This window comes from Peptostreptococcus faecalis, assembly GCF_900240845.1.
In the GTDB taxonomy this organism is placed as follows: domain Bacteria; phylum Bacillota; class Clostridia; order Peptostreptococcales; family Peptostreptococcaceae; genus Peptostreptococcus; species Peptostreptococcus faecalis.
This window is the reverse complement of the sequence record NZ_OERU01000012.1, coordinates 12732-29477: the sequence shown is the minus strand read 5'-3', so window position 1 is coordinate 29477 and position 16746 is coordinate 12732. Positions and strand designations below refer to the sequence as shown.

The window sequence follows — 16746 nt, the reverse complement described above, 5'->3', positions numbered from 1 at the left end:
CTGCATTTCTTTCAGCTTTTGCAAACTCTAAAGCATTTCCAGTAGACTTTGCTATCTCAATACCTATATAATTTCTATTGCCATATGTAGCACCACAGTGCCATGTATTACGATTAAATGGTACATTCTCATAAATTGCAACGTCATCTACAACAGAATGAAAGCTTGTCCAGTTACTATTCCCTACCATATAAGAGCTTTCTGCCTTTGCTGTAGCTTTATTATAAGTATTATGTACTACTATCTTTTTAGGTGCCATTGCGTAGGTCTGTTTCTTTCCCTTGTTCCAACTAGGAACAGGGAAATCATATATTGGAACGCCTTTAACTCTTAAACCATTCATATTATCTATCCTTTCATACTATCTAACATCTTCTTATCTTCTTCAGATAATCCTCCATCTTCTTCAAATGAGTTTTCAGCTATATTTTTTTCGTATAATGCTTGGTCAAATTTAATTGTTTTATTAGTTGGATTATCAATAAATTGTCTAAATGTCTGGTGTAGTCCGGTACTAGCTAATCCACTTATAGCACCCATAGTAATTATATCTATACTTATATCTTTAGATATTACAGAGCAAGCTACAGCTCCTATTATCCCCAATATTAAAGGTATATATTTATTGTTGATTGGTAATATATTTTTTATCATAAAACCAACTACTAAGCAAAATACCAATGTTCCCATATCTATATATTTAATAAAATCTATCATAATCTACTCTCCTTTTAATTTTTCTATATCTTTTTCTACCGAGTTAATTCTATGTTCATGATTTTCTAACTTTAAAATACCATCATCAATTTGAACACCATGTTTTGATATTCTTTCATCTTGTGTTCTATTTTCATCAGTCAAAACATCAACTTTTATTATCAATTTTTCCATTGTTCTATTTAAAGTCATAATCGGCTTTGCAATTGTCATAACTGCAATTATCAACGGCACCACACCTTTTATTATGACAAACAATATATCTTGTTCATTCAAATAATCACCTTCTTTTATATTATTAAAGGGCGATTCCTCACCCTCTGAAACCATTGAAATTCCAACATTTAACAACCTTCATAAATCAATTTTAAGAGCCTGTATTTTTATGTTAATACTAAGTGTAGTTAGCCTTGCTCATAATCGAAATATGAAGGTCATCATTTTACTACTCTGTTACTAATATTTCTAATTCCATCCCTATAAGTAATTCTTTTACCTGTGGCTTAAGCCAATTTGGAACGTCAGAGTATTTTCTTAATTCTTTGACGATACAAGTTACATAACACATTGCCATATCTTTTTCACCTCCTTTCAAAATCACTTTTATACAATAAAAAAAGAACCTAATTTTAAAAATTAAATTCTTCATTATTTGCCTGCTTTCAACTTTTCAATCTGCTCTGTTAATTCAACAATGGCAAGAGAATATTGAGTTTCAAGTTCTTCTATTTTTCTTTCTATTTCCACTTCTTTCTGCTGTTCTTTCTCTTTTTCTTTTTCGGCTTGTTCCTGCTGCTGTTTCTGTTTTTCTTCTCTATCTTTTAAATAATTTTCTACTATTTCAATATCTGTAGATCCTGTAAATCCTTCTACTTTTAAATCTTCAATAAATACCACTTCTGAATTATTTATCAAAACTAAAGTCTTCTCTTTTGCAATAGGATATGATTTAAACCACATCTCTTTGTCTAAATCTTTTAGTTTTTCAATCTTATTCCATATTATAATATCACTCATTTAGTTCCTCCTTGTAGTTATATGTAGTACTTTAATGCCACTCTATCATTTCTTGCATAATCTCCATTTTCGCTAAATCTATATAGCACACGTCCTACTGCTATCAATGTTCCTGTTTCTTCATCTTTTTTGTTTGCTTCCACGTTTTTTTCAATAAAGATATCTTTAGCTGGATCATAAATCATTGCATATCTACCCATAAACACAATTTTTTCTTCCCTAATAGTCATATGCGTATATCTGTATTTTTTTTCAGTAGTATCGTTAGAGCTTATAGACTTTAATTTTCTAAATGAGCCAGTACTATAAGAATATTCATATATATCAGTCGTTCCATAACCTTTTGTTGGGCGACGTATAATATAATGGTACTCTCCTAACCCTTCACTCTCATAAGTATATCCATCATCATATTTATATGTATATGGTGGATTGATGTTTTTATAGTTAATAGTTTCTGTTTTTAAATCAAACTCAACAAGAGTACGTGCATAACCACTTAGCCATTTTAACTTTCCATTGTGATAATGCATTCGTGTTTTACCCCCTAATGTCATTCCATTTTTAGCATCACTTTCATTTATGTATAATATTTTTCTATTTTCACCTGTAGATAAATTTAGCGAACATATATAAAAACTAGAATACGTTGAATATTTATCGTAAGGGGTATCTGTACCTACATAATATATTATATTGTCAGCAATACCGATTCCACCCCCCTCTCTTCTGTAAGATAAGTTGTTTTTTAAGCTCCAAGTATTAGTTATGGTATTATATTCGTAAACTTTATAATAATATCCAATAGACGCTCCATCATATGTTTTGGTATACATTCCTAACATATATATTTTTTCTCCATCGGTTACTGACCCTATATAGCTAGATGTTTGACCTAGTACGGAAGGATCTTCTACGTTCTCGACAAAACCACCACTTTTTATATATTTATCACTTAATATACCAGATACTTCCTTTAAAGAATCTATATTTTCTCCTGTCTCAGATTCAATTAATTTTTTAATTTCAGAAAATATGGTTTTAAACTTTTCAAGTAACTTATCGTATATTTTTCTTTCTTCTTTTATACTCAATTACTTCACCTCTTTTCTTATAGTTTCTATATCTTCCCCTAAAGATGTAGCAAAGTTTGTATTATTGATTTTTAATAAATTCGATTCTCCTGTTACTTCTATTTTTAACGCTCTAACTTCTTTGAAAAGACTAGCCAATCCGTCACTTATTTCTTTTAATACTGTTGATAGTGGTGTGTCGACACCTTCTAACCAGGTAGTTACTGTTATTTTTAAGTCTGTTAACTCAATATTTTTTAGCTTGTCCCAAATATAAGACAAATAAGCTGATACGGTCTTTTTCTCTATATCTTCTATTTCAATTTCTTCTAGATTGCCTATTATATCCTTAACCTTTGTTGTATCGTTTATTCCGTTTTCTATTTCATCTAAATTTTTATTATATTCATCAATATTGTAAGCATCTGTCTTTTTAGGTCTCGTTAATTTCATATACCCAACCTCTCTTTCATCTTTTCTACTGGCATTTCTCTTAGTTCTTCGTGAGTAAAGTGTGATAATTGTTCATGTGTAAACTGCGCCAATATTTCGTGCGTGTTATAAAGTAATATTGCATCATATGTAATATTGAGTGGCAATATATTTTCCATTAAATCTACTACTGCTGCTAATTGGTGCTTTACGCCTAGATTGATTTTACATACTGCGTGTTTTTTAATATAGTCTATATTAAAAGTATAATTATCACTCCCTACAAGGTCTTCAAGTAGCTTTCTTACTCTTTTTTCTGTATAAGGACGTGAGCCAGTATATTTAGTTGATATTGTAAAACGTCTATCATCAAGTGTATAAGATGAGTTTACTTTTATTTTCATCATCTTTTCCCACCTTGAGCAACCTGCTTCATCTAGGCTAAAGAAAAATCTATTTTTATAAATGCTTTCAAGCCTTTTCATAATAAGCCTACATTCCTTGTCATAAGCTACAGAGAGTGCTTGAAATTCAGATATATTAGAATATACTTTTGGAGGGTATATTATTGATGTTGGATTATACTCGCTACTTGTAGTTATCATATTTAACATCTCCTAATATCGGTATACTTCTTTTATCAACGGTATAGTTTTTCTCTATCCCGTTAATTGTAGTTCCTGACACATCTATCACTCCATTAATTGAAAGTATCTTATTTTCTATCTTAGATATTCTAACAACTAAGTTTTCTTCATTATCGCCCCACTCCATTCTTAACTCTTGTAGGTATTCTTCTATAGATTCTCTCACGTCTTCTAGCAAATCTGCATTATCTTTTATATCTATCTTTGTATTTATATTTACAATCTCTTTTCCTACTGGATATACTTTTACTTTATGACCTATTGGGGCAAGTCCAACACCTTCACCATCCCCAGTAGGATCAATAGCTTCTTGTATTGCCAAAACCATATCGTCATCTGCTTTTTTAAATGTATTATCAAGTACTACAATTTCAACGTGTTCACCATCTACAGTTCTTCTAAATGTTCTAACTCCGCCAATGTTGTCAAATTCTAGTATCTTTTCTCTGTAATCTGCTCTATTACCTCCAAAGGCTTGATAGTTTAAACTTTCGATATATCTAAATCTTAAATCTTCTAGTGTTTCTTGTTCTCTACCATCTTTTACAACTTTTACTATTCTAGCAAACTTTAAACCACCTATATCTTCAATCGGTGTCATCTCTCCTATTACTTCAATATGTCCTGTCTCTTCTGCTATAAGGTGGTATTTATATATTTCTTTTTGTTCTGTTTCCTCTATTTCTTCGTATTCATCTAAATTTTCAATCACTCTAAAGTTTCTAGTATCACAGTTAAATCTCGTGCCTATTTCAATATCTCTATTAAATTCCCCTATCACATAACCTTGCGTAGCCTCTTTTGGATATATCTTTCTATCTCTACAAAAACTCACTAAATTGTTATAACTACAAGTGTCTGGGAATATTTCCTCATTCATCATATCAATTTCAGAGTTGAGTGAGAGCAGTTCAGGCACAATCATTGCAGTGGATTGATATATTAGGCTAGTTTCTCTTTTATCAAAACTATCATCAATATTTGATAACATTCTATCCATTATTCCATCAAAAGAATATTCGCTATTTATCATCTATAATATTCACCTCCTCTTTAACTGCAACTTCTCCAATATTTGATATAACAGTTGCTGAAAACTCATATACTCCACGCTTAACTCTTTTTAAATTCATGTCTTCAATTGACTCAATTCTATCGTCTGCTAATATACATTCTCTGATTAAACGCACTAGAGTAGATTCAATTAGCGCAGGATCTTTTCCATATAGGTCATATAGTTCAATCCCTACATCGTCACTCATTGTATGTGAGCTGTATCTTTCAGTTTGGAGTATAAAAAAAATGGCTTGTTTGACTGCTTCTATGCCATCAACATAACCACCTATTGTATTATCATCTCTTAATTTAAAGTCTTTATTTTGATATTTATTTTTCTCGTTGTTATCTATTAATGATTCAAATTGCTCTTGTGTAATCCCAGTTTTTGGTATCATAATTTCTTCACCTTTCCAAAAACTAAATATTGTTGTCCGCCTTGAAACATCCCAAGGGCTACAATATCACCTTTTTTAAGAGAGTGTTTAGCCTTTCCACTTTTACCATCTACAGTGACTGGGAACTCTCCTACTGCACTCTCTAGCATAAAAAGTTGAACTGGCTTAAGTGTCAGCTTTTCAGTTATTTTTATTTCTATAGGTGACGTGTTTACAACCTCGCCTATTCTGTAGTCTGCAAAGTCATAGTTTTCTAATAAGGGAACTACTGCTTTTTTTATTGCATTAGTGATGCTTGCCATTTTATCACCTCCTACATAATTCCATATCCTGTTATTTTAGACTGTCCTACATAGTAAGTATGCCTTGCAACGTTAAGTTTAGCCCCTGAATTGCCTTCTATAGTAGTTATCTTAGTTCCGTCTACTCTTTCAACTATTCCAACATGGTCTATCCTAAGTGACCCTGCGCGACCAGATCCATTGTAAAAAAATATTATATCGCCTGATTTTGGGATGTAGTTTCTCGCCGCATCTAAATGTTTTGCCTTCCCTTTACTTTGAAAACTAGAAAACATTGACCTTGTACTTGATGTATCAGGAACAGGCATATTCCCTGCCTTTTTCATGCAAAATGCTGTAAAATCAGCACACCATAGCCCTGATGTCATTCTTCCTAGTTTACTCATTTGCGAATAGCTTTTTCCAACGTGCTTTCTAGCTTCTTCCACATGTGGAGGTATAGCCCCGCCACTACTTGTAGAATTGTTGTAATTAGGATTGCTTATCACTGTATACATTCTGCTTTTGCCTTCTGCAAAGCTTGATACTCCTGAGCCGATTAAAGAATCTCTCCATTCTACTCCTGTATATTTTTTATACCATTCCTTTAGTTCTCTGATATATTGCGCTGTGTTATTTTGCTTAGGAGGTGCCCAAGGATATACAATTGATGATATGCTTTTTCTTCCTTTTTGATATATATAAACCACTCCAAGTAGTCTAAACAATCTCTCTATACCTATTTCTTTGCTAGGGTATTTTGCAAATTTACCCATATTAGGATAATCAGGATCTCCAGTTATACCACCAAAGTTATTTCTAACTCTTGCAGAATAACTATTAATAGTTCCACCCTCGGTACACTCTTTTTTAGTTATAAGAGCCGCCAACATTGGATTGACTCCAAAAGCATTTCCGCATTTTAAGTAATATGACCCATGTCCACTTAAATAACCATTAAGTACTTTGTTGAGCATCTCTTCAGTAACTCCATGACCCCAGTCTTTTGCCGCGGTTTCTCTCTTTTCCTTAGCTGCAAAGCTATCAGGTGTTTCAGTTCCATCATTACCTTGTTTGCTTTCACCTTGCACACCACGAGTCGAAACAAATTCACCACCGATTAATTCTAAGTCCATTGAATAAAGTCCATCCTCAACTCTGTGAGTTACAGCATCAACAACCATATTCATGTCTACCACCATGTCACCTAAATCAAGAGATACAACAATTACTGCACCTGCTACTACCTCAACTGCTCCCATTGCACCTTTTATTTTTAAAGTTTTGGTTTTTGAATTATAGTGATTTAGTAAATCGCTCTTTTGTTTAAGTGAATTCCAACCATTGTTGGTTTTCTCTACAAGTTCTAACAATCCCCATTTAGCAATACTATCTTCATCTTTCTTTGGATCACGAACTGTCATCCCTGTTGTGCCACTCTTATATTCAAGTATTATCGAGTTGTAAGTCTGTTTATCAATCGTGCTTTCATAGTCAAAATCTGTTATGCTAGAACTATTTATAACAACATTTCTAAACATATGCTCTAGTGGGCAAAGAGTTAATTTGCCAAATCTATCATAAAGAATAAATATTTCTCCAGTTTCTTGCGTTGTCATTTCTATTGCTTGCATTATTACATCAAACATACTTCCATTTTCTTTTACAAGAGATGGTATTTTATAGTTGCTATCTCTTATAACTCCTACATTAAGCCTTCTATCATTAGCTATCATCTTTACAATTTCGCCTACTGTGTTGTTTGTAAAGCCTACACTATCTTTAGTTTTTAAATATCTTAATTGGTCATAGCAAGTGTATTTGACGATTCCATCAGCACTTCTATTTTTTGTAAATATAAAACCAAAAAACATCCACGTTTTAGATATCCTAACTCTAACTGCGTCACCTTCTTCAAATTCAATCTTTCCGTCATCCTCTTGAGCTATTGAGAATGTACACTTTCCTGCAACACCTTTTCTCTCCCATGCAATTTCAAGTCCGCTAAGAGCATTTACAATGTAGGTTTCTTCTTTATGAGTAATATGTACATCACAGTTATACGAATGTATATCTTTATTTTCTGCTGTCATGATTCACCTCCTAATACTTAATATTTGGATTAGCACTCTGCGTGCCAGCTCTTGCATCAGAATAACTATGTAGCTTTGTATCAATACTATAGTTTAAATCAAACTCTCTTTTATCAAATTCTGCCTTAGTTAAATTCTTTAATACTTTTGTATATGCTGGATTTCCACTTATCCAACCCCAACCGCCTTTAAGCTTTGAGTGTTTTACTTTATACCAAGGTGTTTTATCAACCATAAATTCAGCATATGCAAATGGCTTTTCACCTTTTACAAATTTATCTATTTGAGGATTGCCGTCCCAAACACCAGCCATTTGTCTAATTCCTAAGCCTTCACCTATTATTTCAAGCTGTTTATGGCAAGGTACACTCTCTGCCTTTTTCTTTTCATCTTTTCCACCATTATTTTCCTCTCTTTTTTTCTTTGGATCAATCAAGTGGATTGTCTTGTATGGTCTAAATTCTTTTAGCGTTATGTCAACTGTTATATCAGAGTTATTATCTGCATCCTCAACTATTTCATAATCTTCTATACTCACCTTTTCATAAGTAGAAAATCTAGTTTCATTGCCCATTTTTCTATGTACTTCAAATTCTACTATTCTTTTTTCTTGCTTTATTTTCTTTAAAGCTTCTAGTATCTCTCTTGGCATTGCTCCATTTGTACTGTAGCTATATTTTCTAAATGGCAGTAAAAAAGAGAAACTATATTCTGTTAATTTTGCACATTTTATTAAATTAATGTCTCCGCCATTGGCAAGTTCTATGGTTTTATTGTTATTCCCTATCTTTACGTTAAGTTTAGACGGAGTGATAGGGAGTTTATATCCGTCTATAAAGAAAAAATACATTTATACACCCACCTCCTAATAAACTCCGTCTGTCTGTATATTTAAATCTTCTGTTATTCTCTCTGTTATAGCATCTACTATCCCATCTATATTACGTGTAGGATCAGTTGATGTTATATTGTTTTCTACTTGAATTGTAGCTGTTGTAAATCTATTAATAGTCTGACGTTCAGCAATATCTCTAAGATGCCTAACATCAAGTTTAGAGTTTTCTGTATTATCAGCCGTTCTTTTTGTATTTGACTCTATTCCTTTTAGAGGATTTTTTCCTGCTCCTCCAGCACCTTTTCCACCTGCTCCACCGATTGGATTTTGTTGCTCTTTTAATAAATTCTCTATTCCTTTTTCTTTGTCTTTATCTTTTGAGCCTCCAAACATTTCTTTAGCTTTTTTAACTAGTCCATCTGCAAATTGTTCTCCTGCTTTTGCGCCATCAAGTAAATTAGTTGCCTTAAATTTTGGAGCTGTCCAATAATCATCAGGAGTATTATTTTTTATCATTTTTTCGAGCCCATCTTCAGCTTTTTTTATTGAGCTTGTAATAGAGGTTATCTTTCCTATCTCTGATGCTTTATTGAGATTTACACCTGGTATTTTATTAAGTGCATCAATTATCCAGTTGACTGCTTTGATAGCCATATTTGCACCACTTATAAAAGCGTTAGCAATATTTGTAGCTATTCCATCGCATGATGATGTAACGCTCCTTGCTAGTCCCAAAAAGTTTTTTGCTATATTTAAAATAAAATTCTGTATAGCTATTTTGGGATGTTTCCATACATTTACTAAAAATTCAACTAAAGAAGCAAAATTATTCCATATACTCCCTATAACATTTATAACAAAGGTAGCTAAAAAACCAAATATAGCACCCATTGCTCCAACTGCAGTCATAGTATGACCTGCCATTGAAGAAATATGTTGAACTAAGAGTATAACTCCTGCTACAACAGCCATTATTGCAAGTATTATCCATACAATTGGACAAGCTAATAAAGCTGAGTTTAATCCAATTTGTGCTGTAGTAAGTAGAGCTGTAGCTCCTGCCCATAAAGCTTTGGCTCCTGCAATCGCCCATACAGCAAGTTTATACACTCCTAGTATCCCTACTGCAGTAAATAATGCCACGCCAAGTATTCTAACTCCCTCAGCGAAATCAGATGTATCGTTTCTTAATTGATACATTGCAACTGCAACTCCAATGAGTACTGCACCTATCCAAAATAAAGGAGATGAAAACAGTGCTGTAGTCATCGCCCAAATACTCATCGTTGCTCCTGCATTTGCTGTTGCATAAGCCGTTGTCATTGCAGTTAAAATTCCCTTAGTTACCGCCACTGCTGTCATTGTAAGTTTTAATGCTCCAAAAGCCAATCCTACAGCAAGTAATATTGGTAAAATGGCTGATATATCTACACCAATAGAATCAAATACCGAACCAATAAGTCCTATTCCTGTAGTTATAGTGTTTATTACACCTGCAACAACTACACCTAGCTGTTCAAACATAGCTCTTGAATTATCTACAAAATCCTTTACTGGTTTAGAGTTCCAAAGCCCTGAAAGTGCCTTAAATGCTGGCATAAATCCCATAATTGCATTATTTTTCATAATGGTCATATTTGTTCCAAAGGTTCGTGGCATACTCTCTAGACGTTTATTAACTTCTTCAGTCATACTAATGACAGCTCTTTTCATGACATCTGTTGTAATAAGACCTTCTGCACTTGCTTTTTTCATGTCTATTCCGTTTAACTCTTTTTTAAGTGCATTGGCAAACATAGGAGCATTTTCTAATACTGATACAAATTCATCCCCTTGTAGTCTTCCTGATGCAAAAGCTTGTGAAATCTGATGCATTGCAGCTGCTTTTTCTTGCATTCCTGTTCCCGATACTGTAAAAGATTTATTTAAGGTTTCAGCAAAGGCGACTATCTCGTTATCGTTTTTAAACTTATCTCCTGCAAGAAGTCCTAGCTTAGAAACTGCACCACCTAAGTCAGTTACAGAAACTCTTGCTCTATTTGCAGCTTGATATGATTTATTAAATAAATCTTCTGATGAGCCTGTTTTACCTGCTACCATATCCATTCTAGCAATTGTATTAGACACTTCATCCCCAACATCAATAGCCTTTTTAAGACCTTGTAGACTAAGATATACACCTACTAATTGCTTAGCTTTTCCAACTAACTTGCCCATAGCATTATCAGAACCATTTATACTATTTTTATGTTCATTTTGTTCATTAGTTGCCTTTTGAATATTACCTGTCATAGACACTATTCCACTGTTCATTCCATCTATCGAAGAACTCATAGAACTAAAATGTGATGTATTTACATTAGAATTCACTGCATTACTTAGTCCAAATACTGATTTAGTCGCAATATTTGACGCTCTAGTTATATTAGCTAGTGGTCTACTCATATTATCTTGTAGTGTTATTGGTGCGCTAATTCCTGCCATAAATTACCTCCTTTCTTCTTTTATTTGCATTAAAAAAGCACCTACACTTGTAGATGCTTAGTTTTTCTATTTTAAATTTCTTAATTCATTTTCAACTGTTTTAGATACTGAATTAGTACCACCAACGATTATTACATTTCTTATATCATTATTTTTTATATATTCCCTTGTATCAGCATTTAGTTTTTCAGGTTGAGTAAGTAACACTGCTCCATTATTCATTGTTGCTACTAGGCTTGATGATAAAGCATCAGGATAGTCTTTTCCATTTACAAGAACTATTGTTTTGATGTCTTTATTTAATACTGGTTTATATGCTTTTGCTATTTCTACTGCTGTTTTATATCTGTCTGAACCATATATTCTATTATCTCCTCTGTAAGTTCCATCACCCAGTGGTTGCTCTGTTGTAAATTTATTTGAAACTGAATCATATCCACCTATTATATATGCTTGTGGAGAAAAATATTCTAAACCCTCCTGTCTTTCAGAAAGAACATTACTTGAAAATACTCCATATCCATGCGTTCTCATTAAATCACTTGAAAACGAAACAGATGATAACAAATCAGGGAATTTATTATCATTTATCAAAATTCCAATATTGTCCCCTCTAGCAATGTCGTTTGGAAAGAAAGCATTAAATAAAATTCCATCTACATAGTCGCATATGTAAACTTTATTTTTATAGTTATCGACTTTATCATGTATCCTCTCAACCCCAATCCCTCTAGCCTTCAAAGTATTATCAACCTTAGCACTTAATACACCCTTGTCGCCCATTACATAAACTCTTTTAATACTAAGGCTATCAAGCTCACTTAATACTGCTTTAGATACACCATCATTCTTAGGTAATACATAGAATGGCACTTTAAGTGCAGAAGCCATATAACTACCATATAAAGCAGTTTTAAAGTCTTGTCCACTTGCAATAACAGCTAGATTCCCATCAGCTTTATTCATATACTTTTTATTTGCGAGCACAGCAGTTTCGTATCTGTCGCCACCTGCTATTCTTGTTACATTTAGGTCACTTGCACTAGAGATAGATATGCTTGTCGCAAATATCATCGCACCTAAACATAATGATATAATCTTTTTCATATATAAATCCTCCTAATATTAATATAATTTCAACTTCATTGTATCATATTAATATAGGAAAACTGTTTTTTGTTAATGAATTGTAGTAATTCACTTCATCTATGATATAATATTCAGGTACACTCCGAAAGGAGGTGATATACATGTACAGTTTAACTATCATAATATTAGTTAATATTATCTGCCCAGTTATTGTGGGTCTTATGCTAGATTATTTTCGTAAGAAAAACAGATAACAAGAAAGGGAAGAGCCGCGAACTCTTCCCTTTTTTGCGTCCATGTGATATTCATGTACACTATCATAATCGTAGTTTATATACTCAAAATATATCATACTCTTTTTATTATGTCAAATTACTTACTTCATTTTTCTTTCTGCCTCTTTTCTATCTCTTTCTTCTCTTTCTGATTGGAGTTCTGCACTAGCGCATAAGAAAATATACTCTTTTCCGCGCTCTTTTAATATCTTAAATATTTCAGATGGCAACATCTTTAGTTTCTGTAAACAATAATGTGCTATTAAAGCATCACTGTCACCATCTATTATTAGTTTTTTACTTCATCAACTTGAGATCTAAAACCTTTCATCCCATTAAATGCATTTATTTCATTTGTAAGGAGCTCTATTTCGCCTATCAATAACATTTCATTTATCAGTTCTTTTTCGCCTAACACACCATAGCTCTCTTGCAGTCCAACGTCTTTAAAATCAGGACTTACAACACTTTCAGCTATTAAGTCAAGCTGTACATCTACTTCATTTACCTTCTCATTTCCATTTTTATCAACTGTAGTATTTTCATTTCTTAGTTCTGCTATCCTACTTAATTTTATTGGTTTAATTACAAAAACTTCGGCTTTGCCTTCCTCATTTTTAAACCTATCACTTATAATTAATTCTTTCTTATCTCTTCTTTCTGCATTTTCTTTTAAAAATCCTTGAAATTTACTCATATATTTACTCTCCCTTATTTATATTATTTAAGCTGTAGTCATATCTTTGTGGTCTTCGTTGTCTTTTATCCCACCAAAACTACCTGATATTTCTTCTTCTAGTGCTGCACTATCTACATCTAACATTGCCATTGTCATCTCTTCAAAGAAACAATCTAAAAATGTATATGATTTTCTTCCAATAGTTGATGAACTCATTGGGTCATCATTAACTATCTGTATTGTAAATGATGGTAGCATACCAGTATTTGCATACTGTAAGGCAAGCTTTCTTAGTGTTGATTGGTTATAGTATAGTGTTGCTTCCCAAGTACCTTCCCAGCCTGCTGGTCTTGGCTGTTTACCACTTTTACCAAGTATCCCTAACTTTTCTATCTCTGTCTTAAACTTAGCTTCAAACTTTTTAAGTGAAGCCATTACATATCTTCTTCCTTCTATCTCAACAAAAGCCTGACCTTGTGAGCCTGCCACGGCTTCTGTAACTTGATTCATCTTCTTTATATTATCCATATTCTACCTCCTATCTTACAACATTAGTCAGATAAACTTGTCTAAAGCATTCTGCTGGAGTAACTGCACTACTTACTTTTATCGCTCCTCTAATACCTTCTCCTTCGACTTTTTCTACAACTATTTTTTCTTTATCAAAATCTGACAAAGCTCCATTTTGTAAAAAAGCCTCTCTTATAGAAAGTATCTGATTCGAGTAACTTTCAATTCCTGCAGTATCAATATTCACTTTGCCTAGATACATTGTGTTAAATATATTTGCATCTGCAGTGGCTAAGCTATCAAGCACTCTTATAACTTGATTTTCTTTAAAGTCACTACCTTTTTCCTCAGTGAAAGTAACTAGAGAATTAATATCTTCTAACACTCTAAACTCATCTCCCACTCTGTGATATACAAACTTACCTTCTGTAATAAAGTCAGCTAATTCAAGCTGAGTGTAATCAGCTATTATTTCAAACTCTCCATTGTACTTTTTATTTAAATTAGATTTACCAAGCTCTGCATTTGCATACAGTGCAGTTGTGAAATAAGTAAGCTCACTGCCAATCCCACCTACTACATCATTAAGTACTGTCACAATTCCCTCATAGTCATAAGTAACCTTAGGTATTCTCTTCATAATTGTTGCGAATTTAAGCCCTACACTATCTCTCATCCTTTTTGTATATGCGACGTATAGATTTTGTAGAGTTTCATCTGTGGCTGTACAACAAAGTGCATTAAAGGTAAGTGTTTCAATTTTATTTAAAAATTCCTGATGGTCTGCTAGAGTAACTGTTCCATCAGCTCCACCTGCTAGAGATATCTTTACAGTATCAGTCAGTGTTGCATCTTTTTTAAATTCAATATATTTATTATCTTCCAGCTCATCTGCTGCTTTAACAATTTGCTTGTCAACCATAACATTATCAACCATAGTAATGACTTCTTTTTTAGTTTCATCATTTATATTTGGAGATATTTTAATACTTATATCATTTCCTCTAGTTCCACCAAACTTAGCTTTGGCAATATCATTTTCAGCTTTTACATTTTCTGAAAGGATGTATATGTAAGTTTTGATAGAATTAGAAATTAGTTCTCTAAGGCCTTTTAATTTGTTGTCCCATAAATCATAACCAAGTACACTTTTGCATTTATCTGCAAAGTTGCTCGATTCAATTTCAAGCAATTCTCCCTTATTCCCATAGTTATGGTCTATTGCTATTACAGAAATTCCATTTATCCCAAAACCATTTAAGTTCCTTGCTGCACTAACATTATTTATATATGCTCCTGCAAGTGGCTTGTTCATTTCATTAAACTTTCCTCCACCTATAGCCATTATTTAACCTCCTTTTTCAAAGCTTTCTCCAATTCTTTGTCAACGTCAGCAAAGCTGTACATTTTATCATCATCAAGAATTATCTCTAAAATATCTATATATCTTACGTATTTATTAGCCCTAATTATTCGTCCTTTTTCAAACTTGCTAAGCTCTCTAGCAGTTTTTTTTATTTCTTTAGTTTCTGCCATTTACATCAACTCCTATTCCATTTTTCAAGTCTTGCATCTTATCTATTCTTCCGCTTTCGTACTCAAGTACTGCAGGATAGGTTACAAAAAAATGAAGTATATTATCAACGATTTTGTACTCCATATCTAGTCCTCTTATTAATTTTCCTTCTACATCTAGTAAATCTAGTGCTTCATACAGATAATCGCCTATTTCATTTAATTCTGATATAGTCGCATTTTCATCAAAGTATTTAATATCAAGCGGATATGACCTTTCTTGTCTACCTCCTAACATCCTATTTTTCATTGAATGAATTAGTGAAATAAAAAAACAAGGCTCGTCAAAGTCTTGTTTATTCTCATCTGCATAAATTGTTATCTCTTCAAAGTAGCTATCTAGCTGTATTGATACGGCATCTATTAATTTAGATATCATTTAAACACCTTCTTTAGTTCTCTTTCAACTTCTTTTTGAATATATGTAGCTGATTTATTTTTAACCTTATCTACTGCAATTTTAAGCATAAATTGTCCATCTATCCATCCTTTGCCGCCTCTTGTTCTATGTCCATACTCAACATAAGAAGCATATTCAACCATGTTTTTTACAGTTATTACATACTCTCCTGCTTTTTCAGTTATGGCTAGGTTTTTAGCTATGGAAGAAGGTGAGGCTTCAACTCCTCCACCCCAACCACGTATTAGATGTCCTGTGTCTCTTGGAGTTCCTTTAATTGCATAGTATAGTACTCTACTTGCTATCTTTCTTGATACGCTTCTTATTAGAACGTCTATTTGTTTATCATCAAGCTTTTGTACCTTTTCGTTAAACTGTTCAAACTGCTTTTTAAAGCTACTCATATCTCCAAGCTTTGCCATTACGCACGCTCCTTAGTAAGCTCTAGTTCTATCTCTTGATGATTAGAATATACCGCAGGTACAGAAGCATTTTTGTATTCTCTAGTAACTCCATTTTGAGTAACTACAATTTTAGAATTAGGCTTAATTTTGATATTCGGTGAAATAAATAGCTTTATCTTTTGTTCAATGTTTCCTGCTTCTTTTTGGATTGTAATAGGGCTTTGAACATATTCGAGATTACAAGGTATTTGAGAATACGCTAAAACTGGTTCGCTTTTATTTCTCTTTGTTACTTCATCTTTTACGGATATGTATTCATATATATCACATTTATCTTCATACAATAATTCTAAAGCCTTTCTTACGCTACTTAGATTTAACTTCATCTTCTCCACCTTATTTTTCTGAACTTAATAATTGTTTCAGCCCCATACCCTTTATAGCTTTTTATCAAATCAAGAGATACTTTTTCACCAGCATCAGAGAAGGTAACTGTTGTGCTACCTTCTGATACTTGTTTTACTACTTTTTCATCATCTGAACTATCGGCTATACTAGAGAATTTAGAGCCTAATAAATCGCCTAGAACTCTCATAGCAACTACATAATTGAGTTCACTAGGGTAATCTTCTCTATTGCAGTATTCAATCACATATCTAATATGTTCTTCCACTTTAACTTCTAGAGATAACTCTGAAAAAGAATCCTCAATTCCATATAACTTTAAATATTTGTTCAATATATTAATTATAGCTTCTATATCCTCTTTCCACTCCATGGC

At 32.7% G+C, this 16746-nt stretch carries 24 protein-coding genes; all 24 read right to left on the bottom strand.

Annotation, left to right across the window (positions count from 1 at the left end):
- Positions 1 to 343 (bottom strand): N-acetylmuramoyl-L-alanine amidase (locus C0982_RS09655; RefSeq protein WP_180946928.1); only part of this gene is annotated, 343 nt, incomplete at its 3' end.
- Positions 344 to 348: 5 nt separating this feature from the next.
- Positions 349 to 717 carry a phage holin family protein gene (locus tag C0982_RS09650; protein ID WP_207653250.1) on the bottom strand — a complete coding sequence of 123 codons (369 nt, stop codon included), beginning with the start codon at positions 715 to 717 and terminating at the stop codon, positions 349 to 351.
- A 3-nt stretch (positions 718 to 720) separates the two neighbouring features.
- Complete coding sequence (locus tag C0982_RS09645; RefSeq protein ID WP_101774012.1) at positions 721 to 1047, bottom strand: hypothetical protein; 327 nt, start codon at positions 1045 to 1047, stop codon at positions 721 to 723.
- Positions 1048 to 1162: 115 nt separating this feature from the next.
- Positions 1163 to 1291 (bottom strand): hypothetical protein, encoded by a 129-nt coding sequence (locus C0982_RS10825; RefSeq protein WP_278336050.1) that lies wholly within the window; start codon positions 1289 to 1291, stop codon positions 1163 to 1165.
- Between the two features lie 74 nt (positions 1292 to 1365).
- A complete protein-coding gene (locus tag C0982_RS10585; RefSeq protein ID WP_101774010.1) occupies positions 1366 to 1734 on the bottom strand; it encodes a hypothetical protein in 369 nt (122 codons plus the stop codon).
- A 17-nt stretch (positions 1735 to 1751) separates the two neighbouring features.
- Positions 1752 to 2828, bottom strand: coding sequence for a Kelch repeat-containing protein (locus C0982_RS09630; protein ID WP_101774009.1), 1077 nt, complete (start codon positions 2826 to 2828; stop codon positions 1752 to 1754).
- Positions 2829 to 3260, bottom strand: a complete 432-nt coding sequence (locus C0982_RS09625; protein WP_101774008.1) for a hypothetical protein — start codon at positions 3258 to 3260, stop codon at positions 2829 to 2831. It abuts the gene before it with no gap.
- The gene (locus C0982_RS09620) at positions 3257 to 3844 is read right to left on the bottom strand and encodes a putative phage tail protein (RefSeq protein ID WP_180946927.1); all 588 of its coding nucleotides are present in this window, start codon (positions 3842 to 3844) and stop codon (positions 3257 to 3259) included. The genes C0982_RS09625 and C0982_RS09620 overlap by 4 nt, the downstream gene beginning before the upstream one ends.
- Positions 3828 to 4919: a baseplate J/gp47 family protein gene (locus C0982_RS09615; RefSeq protein ID WP_101774006.1), complete on the bottom strand. Its 1092-nt coding sequence runs from the start codon at positions 4917 to 4919 to the stop codon at positions 3828 to 3830. Before C0982_RS09615 ends, C0982_RS09620 begins: the two co-directional genes overlap by 17 nt.
- Positions 4909 to 5340, bottom strand: coding sequence for a DUF2634 domain-containing protein (locus C0982_RS09610; RefSeq protein ID WP_101774005.1), 432 nt, complete (start codon positions 5338 to 5340; stop codon positions 4909 to 4911). The genes C0982_RS09615 and C0982_RS09610 overlap by 11 nt, the downstream gene beginning before the upstream one ends.
- Positions 5337 to 5642, bottom strand: coding sequence for a DUF2577 family protein (locus tag C0982_RS09605; RefSeq protein WP_101774004.1), 306 nt, complete (start codon positions 5640 to 5642; stop codon positions 5337 to 5339). The genes C0982_RS09610 and C0982_RS09605 overlap by 4 nt, the downstream gene beginning before the upstream one ends.
- Positions 5643 to 5653: 11 nt before the next feature.
- Positions 5654 to 7714 (bottom strand): XkdQ/YqbQ family protein, encoded by a 2061-nt coding sequence (locus C0982_RS09600; protein ID WP_101774003.1) that lies wholly within the window; start codon positions 7712 to 7714, stop codon positions 5654 to 5656.
- Positions 7715 to 7724: 10 nt separating this feature from the next.
- Positions 7725 to 8564, bottom strand: coding sequence for a phage baseplate protein (locus C0982_RS09595; protein ID WP_101774002.1), 840 nt, complete (start codon positions 8562 to 8564; stop codon positions 7725 to 7727).
- A gap of 15 nt (positions 8565 to 8579) precedes the next feature.
- On the bottom strand, positions 8580 to 11033 hold the full coding sequence (locus C0982_RS09590) for a tape measure protein (RefSeq protein ID WP_101774001.1): 2454 nt from the start codon (positions 11031 to 11033) through the stop codon (positions 8580 to 8582).
- 66 nt (positions 11034 to 11099) lie between these two features.
- On the bottom strand, positions 11100 to 12140 hold the full coding sequence (locus tag C0982_RS09585) for a cell wall-binding repeat-containing protein (RefSeq protein WP_101774000.1): 1041 nt from the start codon (positions 12138 to 12140) through the stop codon (positions 11100 to 11102).
- A gap of 358 nt (positions 12141 to 12498) precedes the next feature.
- On the bottom strand, positions 12499 to 12630 hold the full coding sequence (locus C0982_RS10820; protein WP_278336049.1) for a hypothetical protein: 132 nt from the start codon (positions 12628 to 12630) through the stop codon (positions 12499 to 12501).
- 56 nt (positions 12631 to 12686) lie between these two features.
- Complete coding sequence (locus tag C0982_RS09580) at positions 12687 to 13094, bottom strand: phage tail assembly chaperone (protein WP_101773999.1); 408 nt, start codon at positions 13092 to 13094, stop codon at positions 12687 to 12689.
- A gap of 27 nt (positions 13095 to 13121) precedes the next feature.
- Positions 13122 to 13604: a phage tail tube protein gene (locus C0982_RS09575; RefSeq protein WP_101773998.1), complete on the bottom strand. Its 483-nt coding sequence runs from the start codon at positions 13602 to 13604 to the stop codon at positions 13122 to 13124.
- 10 nt (positions 13605 to 13614) lie between these two features.
- Positions 13615 to 14931: a phage tail sheath subtilisin-like domain-containing protein gene (locus tag C0982_RS09570; RefSeq protein WP_101773997.1), complete on the bottom strand. Its 1317-nt coding sequence runs from the start codon at positions 14929 to 14931 to the stop codon at positions 13615 to 13617.
- Entirely contained in the window at positions 14931 to 15122 is a 192-nt protein-coding gene (locus C0982_RS09565) for a hypothetical protein (RefSeq protein ID WP_101773996.1), read from the bottom strand. The genes C0982_RS09570 and C0982_RS09565 overlap by 1 nt, the downstream gene beginning before the upstream one ends.
- Entirely contained in the window at positions 15109 to 15540 is a 432-nt protein-coding gene (locus C0982_RS09560) for a phage tail terminator family protein (protein WP_101773995.1), read from the bottom strand. Before C0982_RS09560 ends, C0982_RS09565 begins: the two co-directional genes overlap by 14 nt.
- Positions 15537 to 15983 carry an HK97 gp10 family phage protein gene (locus C0982_RS09555; RefSeq protein ID WP_101773994.1) on the bottom strand — a complete coding sequence of 149 codons (447 nt, stop codon included), beginning with the start codon at positions 15981 to 15983 and terminating at the stop codon, positions 15537 to 15539. Before C0982_RS09555 ends, C0982_RS09560 begins: the two co-directional genes overlap by 4 nt.
- Positions 15983 to 16351 carry a hypothetical protein gene (locus C0982_RS09550; protein WP_101773993.1) on the bottom strand — a complete coding sequence of 123 codons (369 nt, stop codon included), beginning with the start codon at positions 16349 to 16351 and terminating at the stop codon, positions 15983 to 15985. Before C0982_RS09550 ends, C0982_RS09555 begins: the two co-directional genes overlap by 1 nt.
- Positions 16348 to 16743, bottom strand: a complete 396-nt coding sequence (locus tag C0982_RS09545; protein ID WP_101773992.1) for a hypothetical protein — start codon at positions 16741 to 16743, stop codon at positions 16348 to 16350. Before C0982_RS09545 ends, C0982_RS09550 begins: the two co-directional genes overlap by 4 nt.
- Positions 16744 to 16746 lie beyond the last annotated feature (3 nt).

What these genes read in the sequence shown, in the direction of transcription:
- C0982_RS09585 (WP_101774000.1), bottom strand. Translation starts at nt 12,140, where the DNA reads ATGAAAAAGATTATATCATTATGTTTAGGTGCGATGATATTTGCGACA.
- C0982_RS09560 (WP_101773995.1), bottom strand. Translation starts at nt 15,540, where the DNA reads ATGATATCTAAATTAATAGATGCCGTATCAATACAGCTAGATAGCTAC.
- C0982_RS09555 (WP_101773994.1), bottom strand. Translation starts at nt 15,983, where the DNA reads ATGGCAAAGCTTGGAGATATGAGTAGCTTTAAAAAGCAGTTTGAACAG.
- C0982_RS09565 (WP_101773996.1), bottom strand. Translation starts at nt 15,122, where the DNA reads ATGGCAGAAACTAAAGAAATAAAAAAAACTGCTAGAGAGCTTAGCAAG.
- C0982_RS09625 (WP_101774008.1), bottom strand. Translation starts at nt 3,260, where the DNA reads ATGAAATTAACGAGACCTAAAAAGACAGATGCTTACAATATTGATGAA.
- C0982_RS10585 (WP_101774010.1), bottom strand. Translation starts at nt 1,734, where the DNA reads ATGAGTGATATTATAATATGGAATAAGATTGAAAAACTAAAAGATTTA.
- C0982_RS09610 (WP_101774005.1), bottom strand. Translation starts at nt 5,340, where the DNA reads ATGATACCAAAAACTGGGATTACACAAGAGCAATTTGAATCATTAATA.
- C0982_RS10825 (WP_278336050.1), bottom strand. Translation starts at nt 1,291, where the DNA reads ATGGCAATGTGTTATGTAACTTGTATCGTCAAAGAATTAAGAAAATAC.
- C0982_RS09575 (WP_101773998.1), bottom strand. Translation starts at nt 13,604, where the DNA reads ATGGATAATATAAAGAAGATGAATCAAGTTACAGAAGCCGTGGCAGGC.
- C0982_RS09650 (WP_207653250.1), bottom strand. Translation starts at nt 717, where the DNA reads ATGATAGATTTTATTAAATATATAGATATGGGAACATTGGTATTTTGC.
- C0982_RS09595 (WP_101774002.1), bottom strand. Translation starts at nt 8,564, where the DNA reads ATGTATTTTTTCTTTATAGACGGATATAAACTCCCTATCACTCCGTCT.
- C0982_RS09580 (WP_101773999.1), bottom strand. Translation starts at nt 13,094, where the DNA reads ATGAGTAAATTTCAAGGATTTTTAAAAGAAAATGCAGAAAGAAGAGAT.
- C0982_RS09550 (WP_101773993.1), bottom strand. Translation starts at nt 16,351, where the DNA reads ATGAAGTTAAATCTAAGTAGCGTAAGAAAGGCTTTAGAATTATTGTAT.
- C0982_RS09645 (WP_101774012.1), bottom strand. Translation starts at nt 1,047, where the DNA reads ATGGTTTCAGAGGGTGAGGAATCGCCCTTTAATAATATAAAAGAAGGT.
- C0982_RS10820 (WP_278336049.1), bottom strand. Translation starts at nt 12,630, where the DNA reads ATGTTGCCATCTGAAATATTTAAGATATTAAAAGAGCGCGGAAAAGAG.
- C0982_RS09590 (WP_101774001.1), bottom strand. Translation starts at nt 11,033, where the DNA reads ATGGCAGGAATTAGCGCACCAATAACACTACAAGATAATATGAGTAGA.
- C0982_RS09620 (WP_180946927.1), bottom strand. Translation starts at nt 3,844, where the DNA reads ATGATAACTACAAGTAGCGAGTATAATCCAACATCAATAATATACCCT.
- C0982_RS09600 (WP_101774003.1), bottom strand. Translation starts at nt 7,714, where the DNA reads ATGACAGCAGAAAATAAAGATATACATTCGTATAACTGTGATGTACAT.
- C0982_RS09615 (WP_101774006.1), bottom strand. Translation starts at nt 4,919, where the DNA reads ATGATAAATAGCGAATATTCTTTTGATGGAATAATGGATAGAATGTTA.
- C0982_RS09605 (WP_101774004.1), bottom strand. Translation starts at nt 5,642, where the DNA reads ATGGCAAGCATCACTAATGCAATAAAAAAAGCAGTAGTTCCCTTATTA.
- C0982_RS09570 (WP_101773997.1), bottom strand. Translation starts at nt 14,931, where the DNA reads ATGGCTATAGGTGGAGGAAAGTTTAATGAAATGAACAAGCCACTTGCA.
- C0982_RS09545 (WP_101773992.1), bottom strand. Translation starts at nt 16,743, where the DNA reads ATGGAGTGGAAAGAGGATATAGAAGCTATAATTAATATATTGAACAAA.